This window comes from Dactylosporangium salmoneum, from assembly GCF_039532525.1.
Classification (GTDB): domain Bacteria; phylum Actinomycetota; class Actinomycetes; order Mycobacteriales; family Micromonosporaceae; genus Dactylosporangium; species Dactylosporangium salmoneum.
This window is the reverse complement of the sequence record NZ_BAAARV010000004.1, coordinates 64,199-90,305: the sequence shown is the minus strand read 5'-3', so window position 1 is coordinate 90,305 and position 26,107 is coordinate 64,199. Positions and strand designations below refer to the sequence as shown.

General features: G+C 71.8%; 25 protein-coding genes. 15 read left to right on the top strand and 10 right to left on the bottom strand.

Annotated elements, in window-relative coordinates; translation table 11 throughout:
* The first annotated feature begins 63 nt into the window (after nt 1-63).
* Nucleotides 64-1,023, top strand: coding sequence for an alpha/beta fold hydrolase (locus ABD352_RS01275; RefSeq protein ID WP_344610291.1), 960 nt, complete (start codon nt 64-66; stop codon nt 1,021-1,023).
* Here the strand turns inward: ABD352_RS01275 and ABD352_RS01270 are convergent.
* Complete coding sequence (locus tag ABD352_RS01270) at nt 964-1,956, bottom strand: saccharopine dehydrogenase family protein (protein ID WP_344610559.1); 993 nt, start codon at nt 1,954-1,956, stop codon at nt 964-966. The two genes, ABD352_RS01275 and ABD352_RS01270, sit on opposite strands and share 60 nt — an antisense overlap.
* An 82-nt stretch (nt 1,957-2,038) precedes the next feature.
* Here ABD352_RS01270 and ABD352_RS01265 point away from each other — a divergent pair, with 82 nt between their 5' ends.
* Both ABD352_RS01265 and ABD352_RS01260 read left to right on the top strand, forming a co-directional pair.
* Nucleotides 2,039-2,689 carry a DedA family protein gene (locus ABD352_RS01265; protein WP_344610290.1) on the top strand — a complete coding sequence of 217 codons (651 nt, stop codon included), beginning with the start codon at nt 2,039-2,041 and terminating at the stop codon, nt 2,687-2,689.
* 112 nt (nt 2,690-2,801) lie between these two features.
* Nucleotides 2,802-4,955: a HelD family protein gene (locus ABD352_RS01260; RefSeq protein ID WP_344610289.1), complete on the top strand. Its 2,154-nt coding sequence runs from the start codon at nt 2,802-2,804 to the stop codon at nt 4,953-4,955.
* Here the strand turns inward: ABD352_RS01260 and ABD352_RS01255 are convergent.
* From ABD352_RS01255 to ABD352_RS01240, 4 genes are all read right to left on the bottom strand, one after another.
* Nucleotides 4,952-5,413 carry a hypothetical protein gene (locus tag ABD352_RS01255; RefSeq protein WP_344610288.1) on the bottom strand — a complete coding sequence of 154 codons (462 nt, stop codon included), beginning with the start codon at nt 5,411-5,413 and terminating at the stop codon, nt 4,952-4,954. The two genes, ABD352_RS01260 and ABD352_RS01255, sit on opposite strands and share 4 nt — an antisense overlap.
* Nucleotides 5,414-5,502: 89 nt before the next feature.
* Entirely contained in the window at nt 5,503-6,354 is an 852-nt protein-coding gene (locus ABD352_RS01250; protein ID WP_344610287.1) for a carbohydrate ABC transporter permease, read from the bottom strand.
* Nucleotides 6,351-7,226, bottom strand: coding sequence for a carbohydrate ABC transporter permease (locus ABD352_RS01245; protein WP_344610286.1), 876 nt, complete (start codon nt 7,224-7,226; stop codon nt 6,351-6,353). Before ABD352_RS01245 ends, ABD352_RS01250 begins: the two co-directional genes overlap by 4 nt.
* 11 nt (nt 7,227-7,237) lie before the next feature.
* Nucleotides 7,238-8,512: an ABC transporter substrate-binding protein gene (locus ABD352_RS01240; RefSeq protein WP_344610285.1), complete on the bottom strand. Its 1,275-nt coding sequence runs from the start codon at nt 8,510-8,512 to the stop codon at nt 7,238-7,240.
* A gap of 426 nt (nt 8,513-8,938) precedes the next feature.
* Between ABD352_RS01240 and ABD352_RS01235 the strand changes: the two genes are divergently transcribed.
* The 3 genes from ABD352_RS01235 to galK are packed head-to-tail and all read left to right on the top strand — an operon-like array spanning nt 8,939 to nt 11,952.
* Complete coding sequence (locus tag ABD352_RS01235) at nt 8,939-9,718, top strand: DeoR/GlpR family DNA-binding transcription regulator (protein WP_259859061.1); 780 nt, start codon at nt 8,939-8,941, stop codon at nt 9,716-9,718.
* A gap of 36 nt (nt 9,719-9,754) precedes the next feature.
* Nucleotides 9,755-10,831 (top strand): galactose-1-phosphate uridylyltransferase, encoded by a 1,077-nt coding sequence (galT, locus tag ABD352_RS01230; protein WP_344610284.1) that lies wholly within the window; start codon nt 9,755-9,757, stop codon nt 10,829-10,831.
* The gene (gene galK, locus ABD352_RS01225; protein WP_344610283.1) at nt 10,828-11,952 is read left to right on the top strand and encodes a galactokinase; all 1,125 of its coding nucleotides are present in this window, start codon (nt 10,828-10,830) and stop codon (nt 11,950-11,952) included. Before galT ends, galK begins: the two co-directional genes overlap by 4 nt.
* Here the strand turns inward: galK and ABD352_RS01220 are convergent.
* Nucleotides 11,942-14,059, bottom strand: a complete 2,118-nt coding sequence (locus tag ABD352_RS01220) for an NPCBM/NEW2 domain-containing protein (protein WP_344610282.1) — start codon at nt 14,057-14,059, stop codon at nt 11,942-11,944. The genes galK and ABD352_RS01220 overlap by 11 nt on opposite strands.
* Nucleotides 14,060-14,324: 265 nt before the next feature.
* On the opposite strand from ABD352_RS01220, the gene ABD352_RS01215 reads away from it, so the two are divergent.
* The 5 genes from ABD352_RS01215 to ABD352_RS01195 all read left to right on the top strand — a co-directional run bounded on the left by ABD352_RS01215 (nt 14,325) and on the right by ABD352_RS01195 (nt 20,601).
* On the top strand, nt 14,325-15,413 hold the full coding sequence (locus ABD352_RS01215) for an ABC transporter substrate-binding protein (RefSeq protein WP_344610281.1): 1,089 nt from the start codon (nt 14,325-14,327) through the stop codon (nt 15,411-15,413).
* An 81-nt stretch (nt 15,414-15,494) separates the two neighbouring features.
* Complete coding sequence (locus ABD352_RS01210) at nt 15,495-17,006, top strand: sugar ABC transporter ATP-binding protein (protein WP_344610280.1); 1,512 nt, start codon at nt 15,495-15,497, stop codon at nt 17,004-17,006.
* Entirely contained in the window at nt 17,003-17,992 is a 990-nt protein-coding gene (locus tag ABD352_RS01205; protein ID WP_344610279.1) for an ABC transporter permease, read from the top strand. Before ABD352_RS01210 ends, ABD352_RS01205 begins: the two co-directional genes overlap by 4 nt.
* Entirely contained in the window at nt 17,989-19,005 is a 1,017-nt protein-coding gene (locus ABD352_RS01200; protein ID WP_344610278.1) for an ABC transporter permease, read from the top strand. Before ABD352_RS01205 ends, ABD352_RS01200 begins: the two co-directional genes overlap by 4 nt.
* Nucleotides 19,006-19,197: 192 nt before the next feature.
* The gene (locus tag ABD352_RS01195) at nt 19,198-20,601 is read left to right on the top strand and encodes a nitric oxide synthase oxygenase (protein ID WP_344610277.1); all 1,404 of its coding nucleotides are present in this window, start codon (nt 19,198-19,200) and stop codon (nt 20,599-20,601) included.
* On the opposite strand, the gene rocD is transcribed toward ABD352_RS01195, so the two are convergent.
* From rocD to ABD352_RS01180, 3 genes are all read right to left on the bottom strand, one after another.
* Nucleotides 20,576-21,805, bottom strand: a complete 1,230-nt coding sequence (gene rocD / locus ABD352_RS01190; protein WP_344610276.1) for an ornithine--oxo-acid transaminase — start codon at nt 21,803-21,805, stop codon at nt 20,576-20,578. The two genes, ABD352_RS01195 and rocD, sit on opposite strands and share 26 nt — an antisense overlap.
* Nucleotides 21,802-22,593 (bottom strand): dimethylargininase, encoded by a 792-nt coding sequence (gene ddaH / locus ABD352_RS01185; protein ID WP_344610275.1) that lies wholly within the window; start codon nt 22,591-22,593, stop codon nt 21,802-21,804. Before ddaH ends, rocD begins: the two co-directional genes overlap by 4 nt.
* 120 nt (nt 22,594-22,713) lie before the next feature.
* On the bottom strand, nt 22,714-22,929 hold the full coding sequence (locus tag ABD352_RS01180; protein WP_344610274.1) for a hypothetical protein: 216 nt from the start codon (nt 22,927-22,929) through the stop codon (nt 22,714-22,716).
* Between the two features lie 111 nt (nt 22,930-23,040).
* On the opposite strand from ABD352_RS01180, the gene ABD352_RS01175 reads away from it, so the two are divergent.
* Genes ABD352_RS01175 through ABD352_RS01160 form a run of 4 tightly spaced genes read left to right on the top strand, consistent with a single transcriptional unit; the run spans nt 23,041 to nt 25,061 of the window.
* A complete protein-coding gene (locus ABD352_RS01175; protein WP_344610273.1) occupies nt 23,041-23,439 on the top strand; it encodes a hemerythrin domain-containing protein in 399 nt (132 codons plus the stop codon).
* A 22-nt stretch (nt 23,440-23,461) separates the two neighbouring features.
* Complete coding sequence (locus tag ABD352_RS01170; protein WP_344610272.1) at nt 23,462-24,061, top strand: nucleotidyltransferase family protein; 600 nt, start codon at nt 23,462-23,464, stop codon at nt 24,059-24,061.
* A gap of 11 nt (nt 24,062-24,072) precedes the next feature.
* Nucleotides 24,073-24,318, top strand: a complete 246-nt coding sequence (locus tag ABD352_RS01165) for a hypothetical protein (protein ID WP_344610271.1) — start codon at nt 24,073-24,075, stop codon at nt 24,316-24,318.
* A complete protein-coding gene (locus tag ABD352_RS01160) occupies nt 24,315-25,061 on the top strand; it encodes a metallophosphoesterase family protein (RefSeq protein WP_344610270.1) in 747 nt (248 codons plus the stop codon). The genes ABD352_RS01165 and ABD352_RS01160 overlap by 4 nt, the downstream gene beginning before the upstream one ends.
* Nucleotides 25,062-25,107: 46 nt before the next feature.
* On the opposite strand, the gene ABD352_RS01155 is transcribed toward ABD352_RS01160, so the two are convergent.
* Nucleotides 25,108-25,920, bottom strand: coding sequence for an RNA polymerase sigma factor SigF (locus tag ABD352_RS01155; RefSeq protein WP_344610269.1), 813 nt, complete (start codon nt 25,918-25,920; stop codon nt 25,108-25,110).
* Between the last annotated feature and the right edge of the window lie 187 nt (nt 25,921-26,107).

The following is a 26,107-nucleotide window of genomic DNA, read 5'->3' as shown; positions in this document are numbered from 1 at the left end:
ACTCTCGAAATGCTCCTCAAAGTCACCGGGATAATTCCAGGTACTTCCGGGTAACAATTGACCATGGGTACCGTCGTCTCCTCGCCCGTGCGGCTCAAGGACGGCGCCCGCCTGTACAGCGTGCTCCACCCCGCCGTGGGCCGTCACCCCCGCCCCGTCACGGTGGTCCTCCTGCACGGATGGACGCTCGACAACCGCCTCTGGCGGCAGCAGATCGCTGATCTCCCGGTCCGGCTGGGCGCCCCCGTCGCGGTGCTCGCCTTCGACCTGCGCGGCCACGGCCGCTCGTCGGCCACCCGCGGTGCCGACGCCAACCTCGAGCAGCTCGGCGACGACCTCGCCGAAGTGATCGAGCAGCTCGTCCCGCGCGGGCCGATCGTCCTGGCCGGGCACTCGCTCGGCGGCATGGCGATCATGGAGTACGCCCACCGGCACGCGGCCGAGTTCGCGCGCCGGGTGGTCGGGGTCGTGCTCGTCTCCACCTCAGCCGAGGGCTCCTCGCGCACCAGCTACGGCCTGAGTCCCCGCCTGGCCCGGGTGATGCGCGTCCTGGAGGTCCAAGGGGCCGGGCTGCTGGCCCGCTCCGGGGCCTGGCGGCCGCACCGGCCGCTCATGCCGCTGCTCGCCCCCGGCGTGCGCTGGCTCGTCTTCGGCCACCGGGTCGACACCAGCTGGGTGGCCCTGACGGCGTCGATGGTCGGCAACGCGCCGCTGTGCGCGATCGGCGGCTTCCGGCCGTCGGTCGACCTGCACCATCGCGTCGACACCCTGGCCGCGATGTCCGGGCTGCCCGTGGCGGTGGTGGTCGGCTCGTTGGACCGGCTCACCCCGCCGGCCTGCGCCCAGACGATCGCCCAGGAGCTGCCCGACGCCGAGCTGGTGGTGTGCCCCGAGGCCGGGCACATGCTGCCGATCGAGCGGCCGGACGCGGTCACCGACGCGATCGTCTCCGTCCTGCGGCGCTCACGCCACCGCAACCGTCACGCCGTCAAGCGTGCCCAGGAAGCCGGCGCCCAGGGCTGACGACGGGGTGTGCACGCCCGGCGGCGTCTCCCCCGCCCGGACCCGCTGCAGCGCGCGCAGCGAGGCGTCGGCGGTCAGGGCGTAGGCGTTCGGGCCCGCGAAGGTCGCCGAGCGGGTGTTGCCGGCGGCGTCGCGGACCTCGGCCCAGCCCTCGCTGCCCGCGCTCGCGCGCACCTCGGCGGACGGCCCGCCCCGGCGGACCATCGCCCGGGCCAGGGTGCGCAGCGGGCCGAAGCGGAACGCGCCGGCCAGCGCGGTCCCGGGCGGCAGGGGCATGTACACCGTGATGTCCGGGATGCCGGTCGAGTGGTAGGCGGTGACCAGGTCGCCCCAGCGGGTCGCACCGACGCGGTGCGACCCGGACGGGAACGGGACGATCCGGGACGGGGAGCCGTAGCGGGTCGGGACCAGCTTCCCGCCGACCCGGCGGGCGGCCCCGCCGCCCATCTCCCCCAGCGCGGTGCGGGCGGTACCCCGGGACAGCCCGCCGGGTGCGCGGAAGGCCAGCTCCAGCGCGACCGCCCCGGGCAGCTCGGCGGCGAGCAGGGCGGCGAGGCAGTCGGTCGGCACCACGTCGAAGCCGGCTCCGGTGATCATCGTCACGCCGGCCGCGCGGGCCGCCTCGTCGTGGCCGAACATCTGCCCGAAAACGTCCAGTTCCCCGGTAATGTCGAGATAGTGCGCGCCCGCGGCCAGGCAGGCGGCGACGGCCGGTCCTGCCGTCTCGGCGAACGGCCCGGCGCAGTTCACGACGGCATCGACGCCGTCGAGTAGTTCGGCCGATGGCGGCCCTACCCGGTGTGACAGGCCCAGCTCGTCCGCGAGCGCGGCGACCGGGCCTTCCGAACGGCCAGCCAGGATCGGGCGCTCGCCCCGGGTGACCGCAAGCCGGGCGAGCAGTGACCCGCTGTAGCCGTTCGCGCCATATACCATCCAGCCCACGCTCAGCAAGGTATGAGACCCTGGGCGCGGACGGAAGTGGCGGACCGAAGTCTTGCTGGGGAGGAGAGCCGCGGTGCATCACATCGAGGCGTGGATGGGCACGCTCCCCCCGATATGGGTGTACCTGATGGTCTGCCTCGTGATCGGCGTCGAGAGCATGGGCGTGCCACTGCCCGGCGAGGTCGCGCTGATCACCGCTTCGCTACTGTCCGTCACCACTTCGGTCAACCCGTGGCTGGTCGCCGGCGCCGCCTCGGTCGGGGCGATCGTCGGGGACAGCATCGGGTATCTCATCGGCCGCCGCGGCGGGCGGGCCCTGCTCGAGCGGTTCGGGCGGCGCTTCCCCAAGCACTTCGGGCCGGAACACCTGGCCAAGGCCGAGCGGGCGTTCCAGCGCTGGGGCGTGTGGGCGGTGTTCTTCGGCCGGTTCATCGCGCTGCTGCGCATCCTGGCCGGGCCGCTCGCGGGTGCGCTGCGGGTGCCGTACGCCAAGTTCCTCGCCGCCAACGCGCTGGGCGGGATAACCTGGTCGTTCGGCACCGTGTTCGCCATCTACTCGCTGGGCCAGGTGGCCGAGAAGTGGCTCAAGGACTTCTCCTGGGTGGCCCTCGCGGTGGCCGTCGTCGTCGGCGTGGCCTCGACCCTCTACCTGCGCCGCCGGGCGGCCGCGGAGGCCCGGGCGCTGGCCGCCGAGGCCGACAAGGAGCCGGCGGCCACGCCGTAGGAGGGTCCCCGGAGGACGCCTGGCCGGGCTCGGCCGCGCGAAGCCGTGCCGAATCCAGCGAAGCGAGTAAGATTCCGGGGTTGTTTTTCGCCGGGCGGCAGGAGTAGAAGCGTTGAGCGACGCGGTTCGCGACTCGGAGATCGCCGCCGAGCAGCAGTACCTGGACCGGGTGTACACGCGGCTGGACCAGTTGAAGATCACCGCGGCCGAGGTCGAGAAGGCCGGGTACAGCCTGGCCAGGGTCGGCAACTTCGGCGCCCTGGTCGAGCGCGACGCGATGGTCTACCACGCGGCGCGGCGCCGCCGGGCGCTGGAGAGCGAGCACGACGGGCTGGTCTTCGGGCGGCTCGACCTGGGCCCCGACGGGGTGTCCGGCGCGGACGCCGCGGCCGTGGCGCCGGCGGTGCCGGGCGGCGAGGTGCGCTACATCGGGCGGCTGGGGCTGCGCGACGAGGAGTACGAGTCGCTGGTCGTCGACTGGCGGGCGCCCGCGGCGGCGCCGTACTACCGGGCCACGCCCGCCGACCGGATGGGTGTGGTGCGGCGACGGAGCATTCGCAGTACCAACGAGAAGGTCGTCTCCATCGAGGACGACCTGCTCGATCCGGCCGCCGCGCCCCCGGACCTGGCCGTGGTCGGCGACGGCGCGCTGCTGGCCAACCTCTCGCGGGCCACCGGCCGGGGCATGAAGGACATCGTCGCCACCATCCAGCGCGAGCAGGACGACGCGATCCGCTCCCCCGCCTCCGGGATCACGATCGTGCGCGGCGGCCCCGGCACCGGCAAGACCGCCGTGGCCCTGCACCGCGCCGCGTACCTGCTCTACGCCGACCGCAACCGCTACGAGTCCGGCGGCGTGCTCGTGGTCGGCCCGTCCGACGTGTTCGTCGGCTACGTCTCGCGGGTGCTGCCGTCGCTCGGCGAGGACACCGCGACCCTGCGGTCCCTGGGCCAGCTCGTCGAGGGCGTCCAGGCGACCCGGCACGAGCCGCCGGAGGTCGCCGCCGTCAAGGGCTCGCTGCGGATGCAGCGGGTGCTGGGCCGCGCCGCCCGCAGCCCGGGCCCCGATTCGCCGGAGAGGCTCCGGATTCTGTACCGCGGGGAGCTGCTCAGCCTCGACCGCGCCGCGCTCGACGAGCTGCGCCGCACGGTGCTGGGCCTCGGCGTGAAGCGCAACGCGGCCCGGGCCAAGGCGGCCGGCCACGTGCTCGACGCGCTGTGGCGCCAGAGCGTGCAGCTGCTGCCGTCCGGCCGGCAGCAGAAGCGCGAGGAGTTCGCCCCGGACATCGCCGAGCGCCCGGAGTTCATCAAGTTCATGCGCGGCTGGTGGCCGGTGCTGCGCCCCGCCGAGGTGCTCGGCTGGCTGGCCGACCGCTCGCGCCTGTCGCGCTGGGCCGGCGGCGTGCTGAGCAACCGCGAGATCGCCACCCTGGCGGGCTCGGTCTCCGTCGACAACCTCTCGGTCGAGGACATCGCCCTGCTCGACGAGCTGCACGAGCTGCTCGGCGACCCGCCGGCCCGCAAGCGGGCGCCGCGCGACCCGTTCCACGTCGCCGAGGGCGTGCGCGAGGTGACCACCTACGCCGACCGCATCGCCGCCGCCCGGGCCCAGGCCGTCGAGCGCCCGGACGACTACCGCGACTACGCGCACATCATCGTCGACGAGTCCCAGGACGTCTCCCCCATGCAATGGCGCATGGTCGGCCGCCGCGGCCCGCACGCCACCTGGACGATCGTCGGCGACCCGGCCCAGGCCGCCTGGGCCGACGCCGCCGAGGCGGACAAGGCGATGGAGAGCGCGGTCGGCACCCGCCGCCGCTCGGCCTTCACCCTCACCACCAACTACCGCAACTCGGCCGAGATCTTCGCCGTCGCCGCCCGCGTCATCCGGGCCGCCCAGCCGGACATCGAGCTGCCGACCGCGGTCCGCTCCTCCGGCGTCGCCCCGGTCGAGACGGTCACCGACGACCTGGAGACCGCCGTCCGCGAGGCCGCCAAGACCCTGCTGGACCAGGTCGAGGGCACGGTCGGCGTGATCACCCCGACGGCCCGCCGGTCCGAGATCGCCGCGTGGCTGTCCGGCCTGGCCCCGGAGCGCCTGCAGACGGTCGGCGCCCTGGACTCCAAGGGCATGGAGTACGACGGCGTCCTGGTCGTCGAGCCCGCCGACATCCGCGACGAGGCGAGGACCGGCTTCCGCACCCTGTACGTCGCGTTGTCCCGCGCCACCCAGCGCCTGACCACGGTGGGCACCCGCCCGTTCTAGTCGCGCGGCCCCGGGCGGCGGCTGGCGGCCGCCGCCCCCGCGATGAACGCGGCGGCGGCCACGAGGAGCAGCACCACGGCGGCCAGCAGCCCGGGCGGGGCGAGCCGGCCGCCGTCCCAGCCCGACAGCGGGACGCTGTCGGAGCCGGCCAGGGCGAGCCACTGCCGGAGGGCGACGGCGAGCACCACCAGGAAGACCAGGATCAGGGCGGCCAGCGCGACGCGGGCGCCGTCGTGGCCGGGGGCGAGGCGCCGTCCGGCCCCGACGGCGGCGGCGATCAGGGCCAGCAGCAGGGCCGCCGCCGCGAGCAGGCCGAACCGCCCGACGCCGGCCGCCACGACGGCGTCGATCAGGACGACGCTCAGGCAGGGGCCGAGGGCGAGGAGCCCGAGCCCGGCCGCCACGAGGCCGAACCGGGTCGGCACGCGGCCGGGGTCCGGGTCGGGAGGTGTACGCATGCAGGCAACCTATGCGCCCGGCTGCTTCGGCGCCGGTGCCGTTCACGGAACCTTCACGAGACCCGGGCGGGCGCCGCGCCGGGCCCGCGTCAGCCCTTTGCCGCGCCCAGGGTCAGTCCGGCGACGAACTGGCGCTGGAGGGCGAAGAAGACGATCAAGGTGGGGAGGGCGACCATGAGGGAGCCGGCGGCCAGGAGGTTGTAGTCGGTGAAGAACTGGCCGCGCAGGTTGTTCAGGGCGCTGGTCACCGGGAGCTTGTCGCCGGTCGAGATCAGCACCAGGGCGTACAGGAAGTCGTTGTAGATCCAGGTGAACAGCAGCGTGGCCAGGGCCGCCAGGGCCGGGCGGCACAGGGGCAGGGTCACGCGCCAGTACTGCAGCCACACGCCCGCGCCGTCCACGACCGCGGCCTCGGTGATCTCCACCGGCAGGGTGCGCATGAAGTTGGCCAGGACGAAGACGCAGAAGCCGGCCTGGAAGGCCACGTGGATGGCGATCAGGCCCAGGTAGGAGTCGTACAGCGTGCCGGAGTCGGAGACGAACGAGGGCACCGGGATCTTCTTGTACATCTCGTACAGCGGCGTCACGAGCACCTGCGGCGGCAGCAGGTTGCCGGCGGTGAACACCACGAGCAGGGCCAGCGACCAGCGCACCCGCAGGCGGGCGATGCAGAAGGCGACGAACGAGGCCAGGAACAGCGTCACGATGACCGCGGGCACGGCGACGATCACCGAGTTGGTGAAGTACTTCGGCAGCTCGGCCGAGTCCCACACCTGGGCGTAGTAGTGCAGCGTCAGCCGGTCGGGCCAGGAGAAGTACCCCTTGCGGGACGTCTCGGCGTAGGGGCGGAGGCTGGCGTAGACGGCCAGTGCCAAGGGGGCCAGCCAGCCCAGCGACACGATGACGAGAAAGGCGTTCAGGGCCAGCCGCGCGGGTCTCATCGCTCCTCCCGCAGGATGCGCACCAGATACGTGACGATGAAGCCCAGCGAGATCAGCAGCAGGATGACCGCGATCGCGGAGCCGAAGCCGATTCGGCTGGCCTCGCCGATGATGTTGTCGGTCACGAGCACGGACAGCAGCTCCAGGCCGTTGCGGCCGCGGTTGATGGCGTAGACGATGTCGAAGGCGCGCAGGCCCTCGATGACGGTGATGACCAGGACGATGATGTTGACCGGGCGCAGGGTCGGGAACGTGACCCGGAAGAACGTCTGGGCCTCGCCGGCGCCGTCGAGGGCGGCGGACTCCTTCAGCGCCGGGTCGACCGCCTTCAGGCCGGCCAGGTAGAGGATCATCACGTAGCCGACGTGGCGCCAGCCGACGGCGATCAGCACCGCCCAGATGTTGATGGACGGGTCGCCCAGGAAGTCGATCGGGTTGCCGGTGCGGCCCAGGACGTTGTTCAGTGCGCCGTAGTCGCGCGAGTACACCAGCTGGGCGATGAAGCCGACGATGGCCAGGGACAGCACCACGGGCAGGTACAGGGCGCTCTGGTAGAAGCGGCCCAGCCGCAGGCGTTTGTCCAGCAGTACCGCGAAGAACAGGCCCAGGGGCGTGGCGACGGCGCCGAGGAAGGCCAGCCAGAGCAGGTTGTGGCGGACGGCCGGCCAGAACGGCGGGTAGACGTTGACGATCGTGTCGTAGTTGCGACCGCCCACCCAGGCCGGGTCGGTGACGCCGTTCCAGGAGGTGAAGGACAGCCCGACCGAGGCGATCGTGGGACCCCAGATGAGGCCGAGGTCCAGCACGATCGCCACGCCGAGCACGACCGCGATGACGGCGCGGTCGCCAGCACTGAAGCGACGGATCTTCACACGAGTTCCCTTTAAGACGTGAAGATGGTCTTCTTCTGGGCCTCGATGTTCTTCAGGAGGCCGTCGACGTCGTCGGGCTTGTTGATGAACGTCTGCAGTGCGGGGATCATGACCTGCGAGGCGAAGTCGGGGCGGGTGTCGCGGTCCAGGAACTGCGAGATGTGCTTGGCGCTGCCGACCAGCTGGGCGGACTTCTTCTGCAGCGCGTTGTAGCCCGAGGTGTCGGCGGTGGAGTTGGCCGCGATGTTGGTCGGGTTGCTCTTGAGGTAGGCCAGCTCGGCGGGGCCCGTGGCCAGGTACTTGAACAGCTCCTTGGCCCCGGACGCGTTCTTGGGCTTGGCGGCCATCATGAACCCGTCGATCGGCGCCTCGACCGAGTCCTGCCCGAACTCCGAGCTGATCTCCGGGAAGGCGAAGAAGTCGAGGTCGTCGAGGTCGGCGCCGGGGAACTGCTCGCCGACGAAGGTGCCGCAGACGTACATCCCGGACTGCTTGTTGAGCAGCGACTGGGCCGCCTCCTGCCAGGTGCGGCCGTTGGCGCCGGGCTGGTGGTAGGGCAGCAGGCCGCGCCAGGTGTCGAACACGGTCTTGAGCTTGGCGTCGGTCCAGGCCTGCTTGCCGGCCATCAGGTCGACGTGGAACTGGTAGCCGTTGATGCGCATGTTGAGGTAGTCGAACGTGCCCATCGCCGGCCAGCCGTCCTTGTCGGCGAAGGCGACCGGGACGAGGCCGTCGGTCTTCATCTTCTCGCAGAGCGCCTTGAACTCGTCCAGCGTCCTGGGCTCGGCGTAGCCCTTCTGCTGCCACACGCTCTTGCGGTAGAACACGCCCCACGGGTAGTTGTAGAAGGGCAGGAAGTACTGCTTGCCGTCCTCGCCGGTGGAGGCGGCCTTGAGCGCGTCGGAGAAGTTGCCGCCGACCTCCTTCCAGACGTCGGACAGGTCGCCGGCCAGCCCCTGCTTGGCGAAGAACTGCATGCGGTAGCCGGCGAACCAGCAGAACACGTCGTCCGGATTGCCCTGCAGGTACCGGTTGATGTTCTCCTGGAACGAGTTGTGGTCAACGGTGTTGACCCTGACGTGCGAGCCGTTGGGGTAGGCCTGCAGGACGGCGGCCATCGCGGCCTTGGGCACCGAGTCGGAGTAGTTGGAGCCGAACGTGACGTCCGCGGTGGCGCCCCCGCCGCCGCCGGAGTCACCGCCGCACGCGGCGAGCAACGACGTCGCCGCGACGCCTCCGAACCCGGCCAGCGCTCCGCCCAGGACGGATCTACGGGAGAAGTTCATCGCTTCCTCCTCAGCAAGGCACAGAACCAAACGAGAACCTCCAGTAGGGCGACAGTCCTCGCAGAAACGGTCATTGTCAATGGATCTACGCTCTTGATCAGGAGTGATTTGCAGAGATCGATAAGGTTTGCCCGGAAACTTCATCGACATGTGTCGGTAACAACGCCGGACGACGCAAGGCGCGCAGTGAGTAAGTCGTTGTTCGAGTTTGTTGACTTCTGGTCGGCTAGGTTCGAAGCTGTACGCCATGCGAGCGCACCCATGCGCGCCCCTGGGGGGTGACCGCCCGGCGAAATTCTTCGGCCGGGCCAGCGAGGTGCGCTCGTGTGCGAGCGACGTAACGTCTGCGTTGGAACCCGTTGGGGGTTCGGACACCCGCGCAGCCGTGATGACGACCCCCGCTGCGCCTGCGAAGGGAACGGCGTGATGCTCGCACAGCAACGTCAGGCGGCCATCCTCGATCTGGTCCGCCGCCACGGTGGCGTGCGCGTGAGCCAACTGGTCCGCCAGTTCGGCGTCTCCGACATGACCATCCGGCGTGATCTCGAGGCCCTGGCCGACCGCGGCCTCGTCGACAAGGTGCACGGCGGCGCGACCATCGCCGGGCCCGGCTCGACGGAGGAGCCCGGTTTCGACGCCAAGTCGGTGCGCCAGCGCAACGAGAAGGCGGCGATCGCCGAGCGGGCCGCGAAGCTCATCGAGCCGCACACCGCGGTCGCCCTGTCGGCGGGCACCACCACCGCCGCGCTGGCCGCGCACCTCGTCGATGTCCCGGGACTGACCATCGTCACCAACTCCATCCCGGTCGCCGACACCCTGTACCACGCCGGGCGCCCCGACCAGACGGTCGTGCTCACCGGCGGGATCCGCACCCCCTCCGATGCGCTGGCCGGCCCGGTGGCCGAGGCGGCGATCGGCTCGCTCAACGTCGACGTGCTGTTCCTCGGCGTCCACGGGATGAGCCCGCGCACCGGATTCACCACGCCAAACCTCATGGAGGCCGGCACCAACCGGCTGCTGGTCGCGGCCGCGCGCCGACTTGTCGTGCTGGCCGACCACACGAAATGGGAAATGGTGGGTATCGCCACCATCACGCCCCTGGACGAAGCGGACATCCTCATCACCGACGTGGGGCTGGCCGCCGAGGCGCGGGTGCAGCTCGCCGAGCGCGTCGGTGAGCTCATCGTCGTCGACCCGAACGGCTAGCCACGACCGTGGCTGGCCAAGGACCCTGGAGAACGAGTGAAGCGCACGGTCACCCACCTCGCCGACGGCCGGGAGCTCATCTACTTCGATGAGCGCGACGACGCGTCCCGGGACAACGTCGACCAACGGGAACTGCCCCCGCCGCCGCCGGCCTCGGAGATGCGGCACGACCCGATCCTCGACGAGTGGGTGGCCATCGCGGCGCACCGCCAGGCGCGCACCTTCCTGCCCCCCTCGGACCAGTGCCCGCTCTGCCCGTCGACGCCCGAGTGGCACAGTGAGATCCCCGCGCCGGAGTACGACGTGGTGGTCTTCGAGAACCGCTTCCCCTCCTTCAGCCACCGGGTCGGACCCGCCCAGGGCGACGTGCTGCCCGGCCTGGTGCCGACCCGACCGGCGGCCGGTCGCTGCGAGGTCGTCTGCTTCACCTCGGACCACAACGCCTCGTTCGCGTCGCTGAGCCCGGCCCGCGTGCGCACCGTGATGGAGGCGTGGGCCGACCGGACCGCCGACCTGTCCACCCGCGACGACGTCGAGCAGGTCTTCTGCTTCGAGAACCGCGGCGAGGAGATCGGCGTCACCCTGCACCACCCGCACGGGCAGATCTACGCGTACCCCTTCGTGACCCCCCGCACCCGGCGCATGCTGCGCTCGGCCCGCGAGCACCGCGGCCCCGGCAACCTCTTCGCCGACGTGCTGGCGGCCGAGCGGGCCGACGGCACCCGGATCGTGGCCGGCAACGCGCACTGGACCGCCTTCGTGCCGGCCACCGCGCGCTGGCCGTTCGAGGTGCACCTGTACCCCAACCGGCACGTGCCGGACATCCCGGCGCTGAGCAACGAGGAGCGCGACGCGTTCGGGCCGCTGTACCTCGAGGTGCTGCGCCGCCTCGACGGGCTGTTCGGCCTGGCCATGCCGTACATCGCCGCCTGGCACCAGGCACCCGTGCGGGTCGCCCGGGACGTGGCCTACCTGCACCTGCAGGTGTTCAGCACCCGGCGGGCGCCGGGCAAGCTCAAGTACCTGGCCGGATCCGAGTCGGCCATGGGCGTGTTCATCAACGATGTGCGGCCCGAGCAGGCCGCCTCGATGCTGCGGGAGGTCAACCTGTGAGCACCGCCCTGGAACGGCTCCCGGACGGGCCCTACGACTGCGTGTGGGCCAGCCCGGGCCGGGTGAACCTCATCGGCGAGCACACCGACTACAACGACGGCTACGTGCTGCCCTTCGCCCTGCCGCACCTGACCGTGGTCGGCGCCCGCCGCCTCGACGGGCCGCGCTGGTCGATCACCTCCGAGCAGACCGGCGAGACGGTGGAGTTCACCGCCGGCGACAGGGTGGAGGGCTGGGCCGCCTACCCGGCCGGGATCGTCTGGGTGCTGCGCGAGGCCGGCCACGATGTCCCGGGCGCGGCGCTGACCATCGCCTCCGACGTGCCGTTCGGCGCCGGGCTGTCCAGCTCCGCGGCCCTGGAGTGCGCGGTGATGGCCTGCCTGCTCGACCTGGCCGGGCTGGACGTGCCGATGGCCGACCGCCCGCGGCTGGCCCAGCGGGCCGAGAACGAGTACGTGGGCGCGCCGACCGGCATCATGGACCAGTCCGCGTCCACGCTGTGCCAGGAGGGCCACGCGCTGTTCCTGGACTGCCGGTCGCTGGCCACCGAGCAGGTGCCCTTCGACCTCGCCGCCCAGGGCCTGGCCATCCTCGTGGTGGACAGCAAGGCCCCGCACGCGCACGTCAGCGGCGAGTACGCGGCCCGCCGGCGCAGCTGCGAGGAGGCGGCCAAGATCCTGGACGTGACCGCGCTGCGCGACATCGACGAGGCCGGGCTCGACGCGGCCCTGGCGCGCCTCGACGACGAGGTGATGCGGCGGCGGGTGCGCCACGTGGTGACCGAGGACCAGCGGGTGCTCGACACCGTGGACGCGCTGCGGGCCGGGAACGCGCGGGCCATCGGGCCGCTGATGACCGCCTCGCACGCGTCCATGCGCGACGACTACGAGATCACCGTGCCGGAGGTCGACACGGCGGTCGAGGCGGCCCTGGCGGCCGGCGCGTACGGCGCCCGGATGACCGGCGGCGGCTTCGGCGGGTGCGTGCTGGCCCTGGTGGACGCCGAGCGGTGCGCCGAGGTCGAGGCGGCGGTGCGGGGGGCGTTCGCCGATGCCGGCTTCGCGCCCCCCGACGCCTTCGTCGTGACCCCCGCGGAGGGGACCCACCGCATCAGCAGATGAGCCTCGCGTCGGCCCAGTCGGCGTGGTCGTAGTCGATGCTGCCGGCGCTGCCGACGACCAGCCGCAGGTTGGTGCGCCCGGCCACGCTCACGTCGATGGCCACGGGCGCGGCCGCGGTCACCGTCGGGCTCGTGTAGAGCGTCACCCCGTCGCCGAGGACGCTGAACGTGACGCCGGTGGACTGCTGGCCCACCTCGGCGTCCAGGCCGGCGACGGCGGTGAACCGGCTGCACGCGCCGCCGAGCGGCACCGTGACGTCGCTGGCGGCGTGGACCCCGAGGCCCTTCGGGTAGGACACCTGGCCGACGGTGATGACACTGCCGTCGGCGGCGGGCTGCTCGCCGTTGGACATGTCCCGCTCGGCCGGGCCCCAGCCGTTGGTCGCCGTGCCCCAGGACCGGTCGCTGACGGCCGAGCCGGCGCCGGCGGTGGCGCAGGTGAGGGTCGGCGCGCCCCAGTCGGCGTGGTCGTAGGTGTTGCCGTTGGTGCGCGCGTCGGTCACCCGCAGCTCGAGGGTGAGGTAGCCGCCGGTGGAGACCGTCATCCGGGTGGGGGCCTGGCCGCCGGTCTTCACGCCGGAGTACGCCAGGAGCCTGCCGTCGCCGTAGACGGCGAAGCGCACCGAGCCGTTGCCGCCGACCTCGTTGTCGACGCCGACCTGGGCGGTGAACGCCTGGCACGCCCGGCCGAGGTAGACGTGCACGGCCGAGTCGGCGTGGGCGCCGATGCCCTTGGCGAACGTGGTGCCCCCGATGTTGAGGGTTCCGCCGTCGCCCGCCGCGGTCTCGCCGTTGGACCGGTCGCGCTCGGCCGGGCCCCAGCCGTTGCTGCTGTCCGCCCAGGTCATGTCGCTGACCTGCAGCGTGCCCGAGGCCGGGGCGGCGGCCAGGGTGCCGGCCCGGGTGAGCCGGAACATGGCCACGCCGTGCGCGGGCACCGAGGCGCTCAGCGCGCCCGTCGTGCTGGAGGTGGCGCCCGTCCACAGGTTCTTGGCCGTGTACGAGCTCGAGCCCGCCAGCCCCAGTGCCGCGGCGGTCGTGGCGACCGTCGCGGTACCGCTGCCGCGGTTGAGCAGGACGGCGGCGACCGATCCGTCGCTCATCGGCTTGGCCCAGACCTCCTGGTCGCCGTTGTCGGCCACGCGCCGGCCCTGAGAACCGCCCCAGTCCCGGTTGACCGCGATGACGTCGGCGTTGCGCAGGACGCTCAGCGTCGAGGAGCTGACCGAGCGCAGGTCGTTGCCGAGCAGCAGCGGGGCCGACAGCAGCGCCCAGAGCGAGAAGTGGCTGATGTTCTCGTCCTGGGTCAGCGAGCCGTTGCCGACCTCGAGCATGTCGGGGTCGTTGTAGTAGCCGCGGCGGGCGAACGGCTCCAGGCCGGCCTGCTGGTCCAGGATCGAGGTGACGCTCCCCCAGCTGGCGCTGATGTCCCCGGTGGTACGCCAGGAGCTCCCCCCGACGTTCGGCCCGAAGAGCCACGGGTCGTCGTTGCCCCAGTTGCACAGGCTGTAGACGATCTGCCGGCCGGTCGCCTTGAGCGCGTCACCCATCGCCTTGTAGCGGTCGACGGCGGGGCGGCCCTGGTTGTTGCAGTTGTCGTACTTGAGCAGGTCCACGCCCCAGGAGGCCCACGTCTGGGCGTCGGTCGTCTCGTGGTCCAGGCTGGCCGGGAACCCGGCGCAGGTGGCAGTGCCGGCCGAGGAGTAGATGCCGAGCTTCAGCCCGCGGGCGTGCACGTAGTCGGCGATGGCGGCGATCCCGCCCGGGAAGCGGGTCGGGTCGGGCCGCAGCCGGCCCTGGGCGTCGCGGGTGGAGGCCATCCAGCAGTCGTCGATGTCGACGTAGGTGTAGCCGGAGTCGCGCAGCCCGGTGCTGACCATGGCGTCGGCGGTCGCCTTGATCAGGTTCTCGTCGATGTTGCAGCCGAACCGGTTCCAGCTGTTCCACCCCATGACCGGGGCGGTGAGGGGGCCCGGCTGCGGCGTGGCGGCGGCCGCGGCGGGCGAGGTGACGGTCGTAACGACGAGGATGGATGTCGGGGCGGCCAGCCCCAGGGTGAGGGCGGCCGCCGTCAGGGCACGGTGCAGCGCCCCGCGAGATCGGTTCATCGCAGCTCCCAGGTGGATTTCGATCGAACCTGTTGAATATTGTTGTACGCCGCTGGATACCACGGCACAAGGTCGAACGAGCACCCTCCGCCGGTGACGATGTGGTCGCGTCCAGGTCTCGGTCATGTGACAGTTGGTGTTTGGTTTTGGGCGGGTGGGTGGAAAGTCTTGACAGAAAAAGTTGGAGGATGAGTGAATGCGATACACCTCGATGAGGTGCCCGCACAGACACCCCAGTCCACCCCTCGCTCAAGGGAGTGACACCATGATCGATATGCGTGGCCGTTGGCGGCCCGCTCTGGCCGTACTCAGCGCCGCGGCCCTGCTGATGTCCGGCTGCGCGAAATCCGAGGACGACAACGCCGGCTCCCCCTCCACCGCGAGCGCGTCCGCGGCGGCCCAGGCCACGAAGTCCGCCGATGCCGGCGGCGCGAGCTGCACGCTGCAGCAGTACGGCGGCACGAAGATCGACCTGAAGACCGCCACGGTCGGCTTCTCGCAGTCGGAGAAGGAGGCGAACCCGTTCCGCATCGCCGAGACCCAGTCCATCAAGGACGAGGCGGCGAAGCTGGGCATCCCCTCCGACCACCTGAAGACCACCAACGCCGACTCGAAGTTCGACAAGCAGATCACCGACGTGAGCACCCTGATCGACCAGGGCGTTCAGCTGCTGATCGTGGCCCCGCTGAACTCCGACGGCTGGGACTCGGTCTTCGCCAAGGCCTCCCAGAAGAAGATCCCGATCATCACGATCGACCGCAAGATCAACGCGAAGAGCTGCACCGACTACCTGACCTTCATCGGCTCGGACTTCGCGGAACAGGGCAAGCGGGCCGCCGACAAGATGGCCAAGGCGCTCAACAACACCGGCACCGTGGCGATCCTGCTGGGCGCCCCCGGCAACAACGTGACCACGCTGCGCACCAGCGGCTTCAAGGACGAGATCGCCAAGGTCGCGCCCGGCATCAAGATCGTGTTCGAGCAGACCGGCAACTTCTCCCGCGAGGAGGGCCAGAAGACCGCCGAGCAGCTGCTGCAGGCCAACCCGAACGTCAACGGCATCTACGCCGAGAACGACGAGATGGCCCTCGGCGCCGTCACGGCCCTGAAGGGCGCCAGCAAGAAGGCCGGCGACGTCAAGATCGTGACCATCGACGGCACCAAGGGCGCCGTGCAGGGCATCGTCGACGGCTGGATCTACTCGGTCATCGAGTCGAACCCGCGCTTCGGCCCGCTCGCCTTCTCGACCGCCACGAAGTTCTTCAACGGCGAGTCGATCCCGGAGAACATCATCATCTCCGACCGCGAGTACGACTCGACCAACGCGCAGTCGGACCTGGGCCTCTCCTACTGACCCGGGTCGCCCGTACTGACCTTTACAGCTGATGGCCCAGGCCGGAAACCTCCGGCCTGGGCCTTTCTGGAAAGAGGCGATATGACCGAGCCCTTGCTCGAAGTCGCGGGAGTGAGCAAACAGTTCCCCGGCGTGCGCGCGCTCGACGACGTCTCGTTCACGCTGCGCGCGGGCGAGGTGCACGCCCTCGTCGGCGAGAACGGTGCCGGCAAGTCCACGCTGATCAAGATCCTCACCGGCGTCTACCGCCCGGACGCCGGCGAGGTGCGCTACCTGGGGCAGCCGGTCTCCTTCGGCGGCCCGATGGACGCCCAGGCGGCCGGGATCTCCACGATCTACCAGGAGGTCAACCTCGTCCCGCTGATGAGCGTGGCCCGCAACCTGTTCCTGGGCCGCGAGCCGCGCAACGCGATCGGCCTGGTCGACGTGGGCCGGATGAACCGCGAGGCGGCCGAGATCCTGGCCGGCTACGGCATCACCTCCGACGTGCGCCGCCCGCTGGGCCTGATGCCCCTCGGCGCGCAGCAGATGGTGGCCCTGGCCCGGGCCGTCATGATCGACGCCAAGGTCGTGGTCATGGACGAGCCCACCTCGTCGCTGGAGCCGCGCGAGGTGGAGACGCTCTTCGGGGTCATCCACCGGCTGCACGAGCGGGGCGTCGGCATCATCTACGTCAGCCACCGGCTCGACGAGCTCTACCGCATCTGCGACGGCGTGACCATCCTGCGCGACGGCAAGCTGGTGCACGCCGGCAAGCTGGCCGACCTGGACCGGGTCCAGCTGGTCTCGCACATGCTGGGCCGCCCGGTCTCGGCCGGGCGCTCCTTCACCAGCTTCGCCGGCGAGCACGACGCGGCCGGTGGCACCCCGGTGCTGCGGGTCACCGGCCTCAACAGCCGGCACCGGCTGGCCGGGGTCAGCTTCGAGGTGCAGCCCGGCGAGGTGGTCGGCCTCGGCGGCCTGCTCGGCGCCGGGCGCAGCGAGACCATCAAGGCGGTGGCCGGCGCGCTGCCGCTGGACAGCGGCACGGTCGAGGTGGACGGCCGCACGCTGCGCCGCCCGACGCCGGTCGCCGCGCTCAAGGCCGGCATCGCGGTGCAGCCCGAGGACCGCAAGGCCGAGGGGATCGCGCTGGGACTGTCGGTGCGGGAGAACATCGCCCTGGCGGTGCTGCCGCGGCTGGCCACGGCCGGAGTGGTCGCCGAGCGCAAGATCGACGAGATCGTCGAGACGTTCATGACCCGGCTGCGGATCAAGGCGTCCAGCCCGCACCAGCGGGTCGGCGACCTCTCCGGCGGCAACCAGCAGAAGGTGCTGCTGGCCCGCCTGCTCGCCACCGGCCCGAAGGTGCTGCTGCTGGACGAGCCGACCCGGGGCATCGACGTCGGCGCGAAGGCCGAGGTGCAGGCGCTCATCGACGAGCTGGCCGCCGAGGGCCTCGGGGTGGTGCTGGTGTCCTCCGACGCCGAGGAGCTGATCGAGGGCTCCGACCGTGTGGTGGTACTGCGTGATGGCGCCGTCGTGGGCATGCTGCGCGGCGACGAAGTGACGACGGAGCATCTGATGAACGTGATCGCGGTGGCGTCGGCATGAGCGACATGACCACCACTCCGCCCGGGGCGCCTGCGGCGTCGTCCGGCGGGTTCGACATGGCCCGCGTGCGGCGGCTGCTGCCCGTGTACGGCGTCTACGTGGCGCTGCTGGTGCTGGTGCTGTTCAACATCGTGTACACCGACAACTTCCTCGAGTGGTCCAACCTGCGCATCCAGCTCGTCCAGGTCACCCCGGTGGTGATCGTGGCGCTGGGCATGGCGCTGGTGATCGGCACCGAGGGCATCGACCTGTCGGTCGGCTCGGTGATGGCTCTCGGCGCCGCGATCATCCCGCTGTACCTGGGCTACGGCATGGTCCCGGCGATCGTCCTGGCCCTGGTCGGGGGCGTGGCGATCGGCCTGATCAACGGCGGGCTGGTCGCCTTCGTCGGGCTGCAGCCGATCGTGGCCACGCTGGCCATGCTGGTGGCCGGGCGGGGCATCGCGCTGGTGCTGTCCAACGGGCGGTACCGCGACATCCACGACAAGGACTTCCTGGCCATCGGCACCGACTCCCTGCTCGGCGTGCCCTACACGGTGTGGATCGCCGCGGTGCTCGCCGTCATCGTGGGCTTCGTGGTGCGCCGGACCGTCTTCGGCCGGCGGCTGCTGGCCATCGGTGACAACCGGCCGGCCGCGGTGCTGGCCGGCGTGCCGGTGCGCCGCGTGCTGATCACCGTCTACATCATCTCGGGCATGCTCGCCGCGGTCGCCGGCATCATCCAGGTGTCCCGGATCGGCTCGGCCGACGCGTCGCGGATCGGCCTGCTCATCGAGCTGTCCGCGATCACCGCGGTGGTGGTCGGCGGCACGCCGCTGACCGGCGGCCGGGTGCGGGTGCTCGGCACCGTCGCCGGCGCCCTGCTCATGCAGCTGCTCACGGCGACGATGATCGCCAACAACCTGAAGGACTCGACCGCGCAGATGGTCCAGGCGGTCATCATCCTGGTCGCGGTCTACGCGGCGCGCGAGCGGAGGACCCGGTGAGCCAGACCATGACCACCGCCCCGGACGCGGTGGAGCGGGCCGAGGCGGCCTCGATGCGCACCGAGCGCATCGTCGAGCTGGTGCAGCGGCAGGGCGCGCTGGCCGTCCTGGCGCTCGTCATCATCGTCGGGGCGGTTTCCTTCGACAAGTTCCGCACCTACGACAACCTCGGCACGGTGCTCATCTCGGCGGCCGCGCCGGCGCTCATCGCGCTCGGCATGACCTTCGTGATCATCAGCGGCGGCATCGACCTGTCGGTCGGCTCGCTGTACGTGCTCGGCGGGGTGCTCGCCGCGTGGGGGTCGCAGTACGGCACCTGGGCCGCCTTCGCGCTGCCGCTGGCCGTCTGCGGCGCCTGGGGCTTCGTGCAGGGCGCGATCATCGCCTACGCCCGGCTGGCCCCGTTCATCGTCACCCTGGCGGGCCTGCTCGGGGCGCGCGGGCTCATGCTCGCGCTGTCCAAGGAGGGCGCGAACACCTACCTGGTCAAGACGGACTCGTTCAAGCACTTCGGCACGGGCGAGCTCGCCGGCATCGGCTGGCCGGTCTACCTCGTCGCGGCGCTGTTCGCGGTCGGGATGCTGCTGCTGTACCGCAGCCGCTTCGGCCAGTCCGTCTACGCCATCGGCGGCAGCGAGGACGCCGCCCGGCTCATGGGCGTGCGCATCCGCAGCACGCAGATCCGCGTGTACGTGCTCTCCGGGCTGCTGGCCGGGCTGGCCGGCACGATCAACGCGGCCCGGCTGGGCTCCGGCGTCACGGTGCTGGGCACCGGCATGGAGCTCGACGCCATCGCCGCGGTGGTCATCGGCGGCGCGCTGCTGACCGGCGGGGCGGGCACGCTCGGCGGCACCATCGCCGGCGTGCTGCTGCTGCAGGTGATCCAGAACCTCATCAACCAGATCGGCTCGGTGAGCTCGAACTGGCAGACGGTCATCAGCGGCACGTTCATCGCGCTCGTCGTGGTGGCCCAGACGTACCTGGCCCGCCTGCGCCGGGTCGCCTCCGGCTAGCCGTTCCCGGATCGGCAAGGGGCGTCGGGACTTCCCGGCGCCCCTTCGCATTCGGCTTGCATTTGCCTTTGCATTCGGCGATGTGCAACCGCTGACGCAGCGCCGCCACCCGCACACGTTGTGCGACCTCGCCTCCGGCGGCCCCGACACGATGGGTGCCTGCCACTCACCGGAGACGCTGGGAGGTCGCGCGTGAGCGTGCCTGGGTACCGCGACATGCCGGGGCGCGAGTGGGACGCCCACTCCCCCGTGGACCTTGCGGAGGCGGAGGAGTTCCTCGCCCTCTACTACAACGAGCAGCATCAGCGCGACGGCCGCGAACGGCTGGCCCGCGTGCGGGACGAGATCGCCGAGACCGGCACCTACGCGCACACCTACGCCGAGCTGGCGTTCGGCGCCCGGGTGGCGTGGCGCAACGCGAGCCGGTGCATCGGGCGGCTGTACTGGCGCAGCCTCGTCGTGCGGGACCTGCGCAAGGTCACCGAGCCGGCCGAGATCTTCGACGAGCTCGTCCGGCACCTGCGCACGGCCGGGCAGCGGGAGCGGCACGTGATCCGCCCGGTGATCTCGGTCTTCGCGCCGCACCGGCCGGGCCGCCCGGGCCCCCGGCTGTGGAACGACCAGCTCGTCCGGTACGCCGGCCACCGCCACGCCGACGGGACCGTGAGCGGCGACCCCCGGTACGTGCAGTTCACGGAGACGCTCCAGCAGTACGGCTGGCGGGGCAAGCCGGACAACCCGTTCGACGTGCTGCCGCTGGCCATCGAGGCCCCGGACAGGTCGGTGAGCCTGTACGAGCTGCCCGAGGACGCCGTCTGGGAGGTGCCGATCGAGCACCCGGAGCTGCGCTGGTTCGCCGAGCTGGGGCTGCGCTGGTACGCCATCCCGGCGATCGCGAACATGCGGCTGAGCATCGGCGGGGTGGACTACCCGCTGGCGCCCTTCAACGGGTGGTACATGGGGACCGAGATCGGCGCCCGCAACCTCGCCGACCGGGACCGCTACGACCTGCTGCCGGCGGTGGCCGCCCGGATGGGCCTGGACACCTCGACCGAGCGCTCGCTGTGGAAGGACCGGGCGCTGGTCGAGCTGAACCGGGCCGTGCTGTGGTCCTTCGACCAGGCCGGGGCGCGCATCAGCGACCACCACACCGAGTCGGAGCGGTTCCTGGCCCACCTGACCAGCGAGGAGCGCTCGGGCCGGCGCGTGCCGGCCGACTGGTCGTGGATCGTGCCGCCGATGAGCCCCTCGACCACGGGCGTCTTCCACCGGTACTACGACGAGGCCGACCAGCGGCCGGGCTTCTACCTCGACTCCGACGCCCGCGAGCTGGGCAAGCGGGGCCGCTCCCCGGTCCCGCCGGCCGCGGCCCGCTGCCCGGTGGCCCACACGCCGCCGGTTCCGCCGGCCGCAGCCCGCTGCCCGGTGGCCCACACCCCGCCGGTCCCCCGGCCCAGGGCGGTCCCGACGGTCATCGCGCCGGTGCGGCCCGCCGCTCCCGACAGCGTGGTCCTGGAACCCATGCGGTCGAACGGCGGGCCGGTGGTGCCGCGGCAGCGGCCCGGCTGGTTCAGCCGGCTGATCCGGCGGTCCTGAGCACCTCGGCCAGGGCGTCCACGGCGCCGTCGATCTCCTCGCGCGTCACCACCAGTGGCGGGGCGAGGCGCAGGGTCGAGCCGTGGGTGTCCTTGGCCAGCACGCCCCGGGCCATCAGCCGCTCGCTCGCCTCGCGCCCGGTCATCAGCGCCGGGTCGATGTCGATGCCGGCCCACAGCCCGCGCCCGCGCACGGCGGTGAGCCCGTGGCCGACCAGCTCGCCGAGCCGGCGGTGCAGGTGCTCGCCGACCTCGCGGGCGCGCCGCTGCGGCTCGCCGGTGGCCAGCAGGCCGACCACGGCCCGGCCGACCGCGCAGGCGAGCGGGTTGCCGCCGAAGGTGGAGCCGTGCTCGCCGGGGCGCAGCACGCCGAGGACGTCGCGGTCCGCGGCGACCGCGGAGACGGGGACGATGCCGCCGCCGAGGGCCTTGCCCAGCACGTACATGTCGGGCACGACGCCCTCGTCGTCGCAGGCGAAGGTGGCCCCGGTGCGGCCCAGCCCGGACTGGATCTCGTCGGCCACGAACAGGACCCCGCGCTCGGTGCACGCCTCGCGCACGCCGGTCAGGTAGCCGCGCGGCGGGACGAGGACGCCCGCCTCGCCCTGGATGGGCTCCAGCAGTACCGCCACCGTGGTCTCGTCGATCGCGGCCCGGAGCGCGTCGAGGTCGCCGTAGGGCACGACCCGGAAGCCGGGCGTGTAGGGCCCGTAGTCGGCGCGGGCCTCGGGGTCGGTGGAGAAGCTGACGATCGTCGTGGTGCGGCCGTGGAAGTTCCCGTCGGCCACGATGATCGTGGCCTGTCCGTCGGGGACGCCCTTGACCTTGTACCCCCACTTGCGGGCCACCTTGATCGCGGTCTCGACGGCCTCGGCCCCGCTGTTCATCGGCAGGACCATGTCCTTGCCGGTCAGCTCGGCCAGGTCGCGGCAGAACGGGCCGAACTGGTCGTGCAGGAAGGCCCGGCTGGTCAGCGTGACCCGGTCCAGCTGCTCGCGGGCGGCGGCGATCAGCCCGGGGTGGCGGTGGCCGAAGTTCAGCGCCGAGTAGCCGGCGAGGCAGTCGAGGTACCGCCGGCCGTCGATGTCGGTGACCCAGGCCCCCTCGGCCTCGGCGATGACGACCGGCAGCGGGTGGTAGTTGTGGGCCGTGTGCCGCTCGGCCTCTTCGACCGCCGGCGCGGTCCTGTTCGCAACGCTGGTCATGACCGAACCTCCAGGGTGCAGCACTTCGGGCCGCCGCCGGCCTTGTGCAGCTCGGAGACGTCGACCGGGACCGGCTGGAACCCCTTTGACGCTAGCTCGGCGGCAAGCACGGTAGCGGCGGACGGCAGGACGACCCGGTGCCCGTCGCTGACCGCGTTGAGGCCGAGCACGGCGGCGTCGTCGGCGGTGGCGAGGACGGCGTCGGGGTACAGCCGGCGGAGCACTTCCCGGCTGCCCGGCGAGAACGCCCCCGGGTAGTAGGCGATGTTCTCGCGCGACAGCACGGTCAGCGCAGTGTCGAGGTGGTAGTAGCGCGGGTCGACCAGCTGCAGGGTGATCACCGGCCGGCCGAAGATCTCCTGGGCCTCGGCGTGCGCGGCGTGCTCGGTGCGCAGCCCGGTGCCGGCCAGGATCCGCTCGCCGGCGAGCAGCAGGTCGCCCTCGCCCTCGTTGACGCTTTTGGCCGCGTGCACCTCGAAGCCGTTGCGGGCGAACCACTCGAGGTACGCGGGGCCCTCGTCGGCCCGCTCGGGGTGGCGGAACTGGGCGCCGTACACGCGGCCGTCGATGACCGTGGCGCCGTTGGCCGCGAAGACCATGTCGGGCAGGCCCGGCACGGGGTCGATGAGCTCGACGGTGTGGCCGAGCTCCAGGTAGAGCTCGTAGAGCGTCGTCCACTGCGCGACGGCCCGCTCGACGTCGACCGGGGCGGCCGGGTCCATCCACGGGTTGATCGAATAGTCCACGGCGAAGTACGTCGGGCGGCACATGAGGTAGCGACGACTCATGCCTCAAAACCTACGGCCGCCCGGCGCGGCGAACCATTGCGATTCACTGCTTCTGCTCGCGTTTTTCTTGTGTCCTGCCCCCTGTTTCCGGTGATCCGTTGCGCGCTCACGGCGGCGCGGCTACCTGACCTCGCGCCACACGCCGGGCTGGGCCAGCAGGCCCGAGACGCAGTCCATGGCGCTGTCCTCGTCGCCGAACTCGTACCGCCGGGCGCGGCCGTCGGCGCCGCCCTCGCGGGACTCGACCCACCAGTTGCCGGCGTCCTCGAAGAGGTACACGTCGCGGCGGGCCAGACGTCCCCAACTGCCGTTCCACCAGTGCTTTCGGCGCTCCATGAGAACCTATTCGAACACATGTGCCAACCTTGCGGAAGGGCGACCCGCCCATATCGACGCCATTGCGCGCCGCGGGTTAGCCGGGCGCCCCGTCTGGGTACGCCTGTCTGCATGCCGGCGGATCTCATCGACCTCCTGGTGGCCGAGCATCGCCGGTTGGAGTCGCTCTTCGCCGACGTGGAGACCGCGCGCACGGCCGCCGGGCGGGAGGCGGCGCTGGGTGCGGCGCTGGCCGCGCTCGAGCGACATTCCCTGACCGAGGAGCGGTTCCTGCACCCCGCGCTGCGCGACTACCTGCCGGCGGGGACGGAGATCGCCGCCTACGAGGACGCGGAGCACGCGTCGTTCGAGCGCCAGGCCGACGAACGGGGCGCGGGGCTCTTCGACGCGGTGCGCCAGCACATGCAGGAAGCGGAGACCGAGCTCTTTCCGCGGCTGGCCCAGGCCTGCCCGGCCGCGGAGCTGCGCCGCCTCGGCGACCTGCTCGAATCGGTGCGTGTGACGGAATGATCGGGCGGGTAAGCCGCTATTCATGGCAGTTTCCGAGGACCGGCAGCCGCTGATCGCCACGCTCAAGAAGGCCGCATTCCATCTCAAGGACGCGGGGATCCCGTTCTGCCTGGCGGGCAGCTTCGCGGTGTACGCGCGCGGCGGGGAGTCCGTCGATCACGACATCGACTTCCTCATCAAGGAAGAGGACGCCGAGCGGGTGCTCGCCGCGCTGGCCGAGGTCGGCTTCCGCGGCGAGGTGCCGCCGGAGGGCTGGCTGGTGAAGGCCTGGGACGTCACCGAGCACGGCGACCTGCTCATCGACTTCATCTTCTGCCCGGTCCAGCGCCCGGTGACCGACGCGACGTTCCGGGACACGGACGTCATCGCGGTCAACGCCTGCCACATGCCGGTGCTCTCGGCCACCGAGCTGATGATCCACAAGGTGCTCACCTGGTCGGCGCACTACTGCGACTACGCGCGCGGTCTGCCGGTGGCGCGCTCGCTGCGCGAGCAGATCGACTGGGCGCGGGTGTACCGGGAAACGGCCCACTCGCCGTACGCCCATGCTTTCCTGTTCTTGATCGACAAGCTCGGGGTCATGTCGCTGGCCGAGGCCGGCGCCCTGTCCGCGGCCGTTTGAGGGGGCTGACGATGTCCACTGACCAATACGTCGAGGGCGAGCTGCAGCACCTGCTCGCCGAGGACGAACGGATCGCGGAGCAGGGGATCCGGTTCGTGCGCACCGAAACCGGCATCTCGCTGGTCGGCGAGGTGGAGAGCGCCGAGCGCCGCGACCTGATCTGCCAGGTCGTCGCCGAGGCGTTCCCGGACCTGCCGGTGCGGTGCAACATCGGCCTGACCCGCACCCACGAGCCGGAAGAGGTGGAGGAGCTGTGACGGCATGTGTCAGGGTGGCCGCGGTCGGGGACGTGCACCTCGACGCCGATGTCCTCGGGCGGTACCGCCCGGCGCTGGAGCACCTGGCCGGCAAGGCCGACCTGCTCCTGCTCGCCGGCGACCTGACCCGTCACGGCACCCCGGAGGAGGCCCGCTGCGTGGCCCAGGAGTTCGGCGGGCTCCCGGTGCCGGTGGTCGCCATCCTGGGCAACCACGACTACCACGGTGATCAGCAGGACGAGGTCGCCGCGGTACTGCGGGAAGCCGGCCTCACGGTCCTGGAGTGCTCCGGCACCGTCGTGGACTGCGACGGCACCCGGGTCGGCGTGGCCGGCACGAAGGGCTTCGGCGGCGGCTTCGCGGGCGCCTGCGCGAGCGAGTTCGGCGAGCCGGAGATGAAGGCCTTCACCCGCCACGGCCGCGAGGTGGCCTCCCGCTTCGGCGAGGCCCTGGCCGCGCTGGACTGCGACGTGCGGATCTCCCTGACGCACTACTCCCCCGTGCCGGAGACCCTGCTGGGCGAGCCGCTGGAGATCTATCCCTTTCTCGGCTCGTACCAGCTGGCCCAGGCCATCGACTCGGCCCCCGGCGTGGGGCTCGCCGTCCACGGCCACGCGCACGCGGGCTCGGAGCGCGGGACGACGCCGGGCGGCGTGCCGGTGCGCAACGTCGCGCATCCGGTCATCAAGCAGGCGTACAACGTCTACCAGCTGTCGGTCCCGGTGGCCCTGACCCCGGCCTGACCTCCCGACGGGCCGGACGCGCCGGCGCCCGGCCCGTCGGATCCGCTCACAGCGGCTGCGGCAGTTCGCCGCGCAGGAAGGTCAGGGCCCGGGCCAGCAGGCGCGAGACGTGCATCTGCGAGATGCCCAGCCGCTGCGCGATCTGGCTCTGGCTCATGTTGTCCCTGAAGCGCATGGCCAGGATGCGCTGCTCGCGGACCGGCAGGCGGGAGATCAGCGGGCGCAGGGACTCGCGGTCGTCGACCTCCTCCAGGGCGCGGTCCGTGGTACCGAGCAGGTCGGCGAGCTCGGCGCCGGCCTCATCGCCGCCGGCCGGGGCGTTGATGGACAGGGCGCGGTAGGCGTGCGTGACCTCCAGGCCCTCGATGATCTCCTCCTCGGTGACGGACAGGCGGGCGGCCAGGTCGGCGATCGTCGGGGAACGGCCCAGCTCCTGGGCCAGCGGGCCGGAGACCTTGGCGATCTCCAGGCGGAGCTCCTGCAGGCGGCGGGGCACGCGGACGTCCCAGCCCTTGTCGCGGAAGTGGCGCTTCAGCTCGCCGGCGATCATCGGGATGGCGTAGCTGGTGAAGGCGGCGCCGCGGGCGGGGTCGAAGCCGTCGACGGACTTGATCAGGCGGACCACGGCCACCTGGACCAGGTCGTCCAGGGGCTCGCCGCGGTTGCGGAAGCGGCGGGCCAGGTACTCGGCGAGCGGCAGGTACAGCTCGATCAGGCGGCCGCGGACGCGGGGGCGGTCGGGGCTGCCGGACGGGAGGTCGGCCAGGAGCGTGAGCAGGGACCGGGCGGCGGCCTCGTCGTGGTTCGGGCCGCCGTGGGAGCTGCCCTGCGGGCCGTGGGAATGGGCGGTGACGGTCATGAGGGGATCCCCCTGCCTGCCGGCCCGGGGCACGGGTGCGTGCGGACGGCGCGGTGCCCGGGCGGGAGAAGCGAAGGCCGATCGGCGCCCTGTTCTCGAGCGCCCGGCCTGCAGCGGCCCGTGGCGGGATCGCGGCTGCTTGACGAGGCCGCCGGGGCGAGCTTCCACATCCGTCAAGGGACGACCG